At 45.1% G+C, this 4,103-nt stretch carries 3 protein-coding genes; 1 reads left to right on the top strand and 2 read right to left on the bottom strand.

Annotated features, from left to right (window positions below; translation table 11 throughout):
- Positions 1-1,220 (bottom strand): DUF1957 domain-containing protein (locus F6J99_RS42705; RefSeq protein ID WP_293122911.1); only part of this gene is annotated, 1,220 nt, incomplete at its 3' end.
- 245 nt (positions 1,221-1,465) lie between these two features.
- On the opposite strand from F6J99_RS42705, the gene F6J99_RS42700 reads away from it, so the two are divergent.
- Positions 1,466-2,665, top strand: a complete 1,200-nt coding sequence (locus F6J99_RS42700; protein WP_293122914.1) for a histidine kinase — start codon at positions 1,466-1,468, stop codon at positions 2,663-2,665.
- 194 nt (positions 2,666-2,859) lie between these two features.
- On the opposite strand, the gene mutY is transcribed toward F6J99_RS42700, so the two are convergent.
- Entirely contained in the window at positions 2,860-3,987 is a 1,128-nt protein-coding gene (gene mutY, locus F6J99_RS42695) for an A/G-specific adenine glycosylase (RefSeq protein ID WP_293122909.1), read from the bottom strand.
- Positions 3,988-4,103 lie beyond the last annotated feature (116 nt).

Raw genomic sequence — 4,103 nt, 5'->3', positions numbered from 1 at the left:
CAGCTAGATTGAGAAGGCTTACAGACTTGTTGGATCGGATGATTCCGCAAATAATCTGCTAAATGAGTCATTTCATAGGTGTTCTGGTCATACCACGACTTACGGAGCAAGACATCCAGAAACCAAGGACCCTCGTACCACCAGTGACCAAATAACTCTGCGTCATAGGGAGACACCACAATTGGAGAACGCTCTATCATTGCTGCTAGATGTTTAACCTGCTGCTGGCGATTAAACATGAAATTTCCAGCATGTTCCGCAGCTTTGTCTTTTGCCCAATACGGATCATACAGTTGCTTGTCCCCTAATCCTGTACCACGGTCTGTAATTTTGTGATACTTGATACCCGTATTCTTCCGCTGTCCATGGGGCATAATATAAGGTTTAATGTAATCATAATCTGCTTCCCAGCCTAAATCCTTGTAAAATTCCCGATATACTGGATCTCCTGGATACCCGACTTCCGAAGACCACACCTGCTGGGATGACTCATGGTCACGACCAAAGGCAGCAACTCCTGTCTCAGTATAAATGGGGGCATAGGTACCAAACCGTGGTCGGGGACGAGCGTACAGAATACCATGACTATCCATCAGAAAATAGCGCAAACCAGCATCTGCTAGCATCTCCTCCATCCCTTCGTAGTAAGCGCATTCCGGTAACCAGATGCCCTTGGGCGGACAGCCAAAGTTTTGCTCATAATGTTCACAAGCCACCCGAATTTGAGCCCAAACTGCTTGGGGATACATCTTCATCAGAGGAAAATAGCCATGGGTAGCACCGCAGGTGATAATTTCCAGGTTATTACTGTCTAAAAATTTTTTAAATGCCTTGACTAAATCCCTTTCATAGTGTAACCATGTTTGGCGAATGGCGCTGAACTCTTGAACATAATGTTGGGCTAGGTAACGGATATGACCATTATGCTGATTATGCTCAACCTCCTTCTTGGCTAGTTCTTCGAGCAGTGACAGATGGCGATCATAACGTTCTTGTAGAAGTGGATCCCGTAGCATCGACACCAAAGGTGGTGTCATACTCATGGTTATTTTGAAGTCAATCCCATCCCGCTTTAATCCCTCAAAAACATGTAGTAGGGGAATATAGGTTTCAGTAATGGCTTCAAATAGCCACTCTTCTTCTAGAACATAATCACTTTCTGGATGCCTCACAAACGGTAAATGGGCGTGAAGGACAAGAGCAAGGTAGCCAATAGCCATGATCAAGTAGCAGCCGTGGATAGATTGTTAAAGGAGAATTGACGCAATCCGCGATAATGTTACATTATTTTAAGATTTTAGTCTCAAATAGACTGGGAAAGTGCCAGAAAAGGGCTGGTTAGTAACGAGACTATAAAATAATAAAATAGACATTAAATTGTAAGGAAGCACACATCACCAACAAAAAATAACAAATCTTAGTCTTATTCCAGCCTTATTGGTTAAGAGTGCTAACACCAAATTGCATGCAGGCAGCTACACAAACACACACTAACTCCCCAACCTTTCTACAACTGCTGCTGTTTGTCGATGAACGTCCCGGTTCCCGTAAACAGCTCCAGTCTATCCACCATTATCTGGAAACTCTTAAGACAGAGTATCCCTTTGAACTAAAGGTTGTGGATGTTGGGGAACAACCCTATCTAGCTGAACACTTTAAGCTAGTAGCAACCCCAGCACTGATTAAGATTAATCCGAAACCCAAACAAACCCTTGCAGGTAGTAATCTAGTTGCCCAGCTGAAGAGCTGGTGGCCCCGCTGGCAACGCTCTCTAGAAGAAAACCAAACCCAACTTACCCAAGGATTGCCTTTACAACCAACTGTTCGCTCATCTAACTCCTCGGCTGACACATTACCAGAGGCAGCTGGTTCCCTAGCTTGTGCCTTGGAACTGATTCGACTATCCGACGAAGTCTTTCGCCTGAAGAAAGATAGAGAAGAATTGCTTGAGCAGCTGCAATTTAAAGACCAAGTCATATCGATGTTAGCTCACGACTTGCGTAGTCCTTTGACAGCAGTATCCATTGCCTTGGAAACCCTACAGCTAGAGCAACCAGTCGCCCAGAATGGTATAAAACGTGGGCTGACGCCACAGCTAAAGGAACGGCTGTTTGAGCAAGCTCGTAATCAATTGCGCACTATCAACCGGATGGTGGTGGATCTGCTGCAAGCTAGGAAGGGAAGTAATGCTGAATTCAACATCCGACCTCATAAACTCAATTTGGGCAGACTTTGCCAAGATGTTCTAGTTCAGATGCACGAACAGTTTCAGCTCAAGGCTCAGGTTCTGCAAACCGACATCCCACAAGACTTGCCTCCTGTCTACGGCGATGAAGAATTGGTGCGTCAGGTGCTAATTAACCTGCTGGATAATGCCATTAAGTATACTCCCAAAGGGGGGAAAATTGCTGTGTCTAGCATCCACCGTACTACCCAGAAAGTTCAAGTCAGCGTTTGCGATGATGGTCCTGGTATACCACAAGAAAATCGCGATCGCATTTTTGAAGACCACTTCCGCCTTAAACGAGACGAAGCTATAGAAGGCTATGGGTTGGGCTTAGCCCTATGTCAAAAGATTATCCGTGCCCACTATGGTCGCATTTGGGTTGATTCACCTATCAAGGGTGGCAGCTGTTTTCACTTCACCTTACCGATTTATCGATAGGAAATGGGGTTGAAGGTACAAGCTTTAAGGTTTAAAGCGCTTTATCAGTTGAATCGATCAGGTAATCGCGCTTTACTGCATCTAATAATTATGAGAAGCGAGCTAAGCTACTATCAGGGATTCAGTCTCAGAGTTCCAAAAGTTAAATGCGAGAAACCTTAGCTGACACTTTACCCACAACTCGCAGTGACACTTCATACTTCATAGTTTCTCCCCTCTTGAGAGCGCAAAGCCGCAATAATCTGAGTATTGGCTTTGGGGAAGGGAAACTGATCTACTTCATCTAAGGTGACCCAGCGAATCTCATCACATTCAATAGGTTGCGGAACACCACTGAGATGGCGACAGTGGTGTACACTTAGCACAACACGGAAGTGGCTGTAGGCGTGATTGATTGTGATCAGGTGTTCCCCAACCTCAATCTCAATGCCCAATTCTTCCTGAATTTCTCGTTTAATACATTCCGGGACAGTTTCACCAAGCTCAATTTTGCCACCAGGAAACTCCCAAAGACCACCCAATAAGCCTTTTGCAGGTCGGCGGTCGATTAGAATTTGTCCCTGGTCGTTCCAGATCACAGCGACACCGATATTTTTTGTGGGTAGGGGAGAAGATGGTTCACGCATAGGTATTTCAGATTGAATACCTAGATTGTAAGCCTGACAGTAAGATTTCCAGGGACAATCAGGACAATTGGGAGTTTTCCGAGTACATATAGTTGCTCCCAAATCCATTATTGCTTGGTTAAACTCTCGAGGATGTTGATGATCCAGTAACGCTTCTGATAGCTTCCATAATTGTTGAGTGGCTTTGGCAGGTGGTATCGGCAATGCTACCAATCGTGCTATTACTCGTTTAACATTACCATCGAGAATAGGCACTGGCTGATTGAAGGCAGCGCTGAGAATACCACCTGCTGTTGTTCTACCAATCCCTGATAATGCTAAGACCTGGCTCAGCTTTTGGGGAAAAACGCCACCATGACACTGCATAATTGTTTTAGCGCAGGCGTGCAAGTTGCGAGCACGGGAGTAATATCCCAGACCCTCCCAAGCTTTGAGGACTTGCTGTAAGTCAGCAGATGCCAGATGTTCGAGGGTGGGAAATTGCTCCATCCAGCGGTGATAGTAGGGAATGACCGTTTTGACCTGGGTCTGCTGTAACATAATTTCAGACACCCAGATGCTATAGGGTTCCCAACTTCGTCGCCAAGGTAAATCTCGACCAACTCTGGCATACCAGTCCAAGAGTGATCTTCTTTGTTCCTCAATAATAGAAACCGACAGACTCAGGTATTGATCTGCCGATATTCGATTGGGCATTTTCTCGCTTAAATCTATAGATTCAGCCCTTTTAGGCCAAGGTTTGACTAATCTTCCTCCAGAGATTGAGATTCAGCTATTTGCAAAGACTTGTCAAAAACCATACGTTGTTCAGC

Source organism: Moorena sp. SIO4G3 (assembly GCF_010692305.1).
Classification (GTDB): Bacteria; Cyanobacteriota; Cyanobacteriia; order Cyanobacteriales; family Coleofasciculaceae; genus Moorena; species Moorena producens_A.
This window is presented reverse-complemented; position numbering and strand designations above follow the sequence as displayed.